Source organism: Mesorhizobium sp. M1A.F.Ca.IN.020.06.1.1 (assembly GCF_004023265.1).
GTDB lineage: Bacteria > Pseudomonadota > Alphaproteobacteria > Rhizobiales > Rhizobiaceae > Mesorhizobium.
In genome coordinates, this window is the sequence record NZ_RZSR01001412.1 from 1 (window position 1) to 1,059 (window position 1,059).

Consider the following 1,059-nt stretch of genomic DNA (forward strand, 5'->3'; position numbering starts at 1 on the left):
TCGCGACATTGATGGCATCTGCCGATCCCGAAAGGGTGGCCTCGCTGACCTTGCTGGCGCCCGGCGGCTTCGGCCCCGAGATCAACGGTCCGTTGCTGCGGCGCTATGCGGCCGCGGCCGATCGAGATGAGATCCGCGCCTGTCTTGCCGCCATGTCGGGGCCGCAAAGTTCTCCTCCTCAACACGTGGTGGAGGCGCTGTGCGGCATGCGCAAACGGCCGGGCCAGTTGCGGACCCTCGTCGGTGCTGCAGCCGTGATCACCAGGGAAGACCGGCAAGGTGTCATCCCGAGCGAACGGCTGGAAACCCTGAGCATGCCGGTGATGGTGCTTTGGGGAACGGACGATCCCGTCCTGCCCGTCGCCCAGGCCGAGGACTTGCCGCCGCATTTCCACCTGCACCACGTGCTGGAGGCGGGCCACATGCTGGTCGAGGAGGCGCCTGACCTGATTGCAGGGGCCGTGCGCCGCAACACGCGTCGCCGCGGCAGAATCCAGAGACCGGTGTTCAGCGCAGCCGCAAGCTGAGCCCATCTCGCAGTGCATTTTGCCGGCGACTGTGTTAACTCGCTGTTTACCAACAGCGAGGCAGCGCCATGAAGGATGCAGGCGACAAAATCACCCCGATCGAGCCATCGCGAAAGCTCGCGGACGCGATCCGCGACGTCAAGAACGCCTTCGCCGACCGCGATGATGTGGTGGTCGACATGCGCGAGGCGCACCGCATGCGGCTCGAGTTGCTGGCCGCGGAGCTCGCCCCCGTTTTCGCCGACGTGCCGGCGGATATCGACAATTTCGACTTCGCCGTCTCCTCCGGCCTGCAGCCGCGGCTGTGGGTCGATGCCGTCAGCCATGTCGCCATGGGGCGGGATCGCCGCACCTTCCGCTTCCTTAAGGACACACGCATCGGCCGCGTGGTGCTGGCCGAATCGACCGACATGAAGCCCGTCGCCGATGCCGTTACGCGATACGTGGCCGAGCGTGTCGTCGAGCGGCAGCGGATGATGGAAGGCGCGGTCGAGAGCGCGGTGACTGGCCTGCATCGAGCCGAGGTCCGGGA

Annotated in this window: 2 protein-coding genes; both read left to right on the plus strand. The window is 66.5% G+C overall.

Annotated elements, in window-relative coordinates:
* On the plus strand, positions 1–527 hold a 527-nt coding region (locus EOA60_RS34450), incomplete at its 5' end, for an alpha/beta fold hydrolase (protein WP_128312703.1).
* A gap of 68 nt (positions 528–595) precedes the next feature.
* Positions 596–1,059, plus strand: a 464-nt coding sequence (locus tag EOA60_RS34455; RefSeq protein ID WP_128312704.1) for a hypothetical protein, incomplete at its 3' end; no start/stop codon positions are given.